Source organism: Methylobacterium mesophilicum (genome assembly GCF_022179445.1).
In the GTDB taxonomy this organism is placed as follows: domain Bacteria; phylum Pseudomonadota; class Alphaproteobacteria; order Rhizobiales; family Beijerinckiaceae; genus Methylobacterium; species Methylobacterium mesophilicum.
The window spans coordinates 1-239 of record NZ_BPQU01000166.1; the positions used below are offsets into that span (position 1 = coordinate 1).

Sequence of the window (239 nt, forward strand, 5' to 3'; positions counted from 1 at the left end):
TGAGCCGTGGCAAGTTCAGCCCCAAGCCTGGAGTTTTGCATGCCGGCTTCGATTGCAATCGCTTTTTGAGACGGGTAATCCATTTTTAAAAGCTTTGCACAAAGAAACCCAAGTAAATAACCGATACCATTATGCAGGATAACAACTGAAAAAATGAGCAACCCCGATTGAAGCAGATTTTCCCGATTGCCGCTGACGACAGCTGAGACAATCCCAACGATGCCAATGACAGAAACAAG

General features: G+C 45.6%; 1 pseudogene. It reads right to left on the reverse strand.

What is annotated here, in order from left to right:
- Nucleotides 1-239, reverse strand: a pseudogene (locus MFF40_RS29185) (bile acid:sodium symporter family protein); the annotation flags it as partial.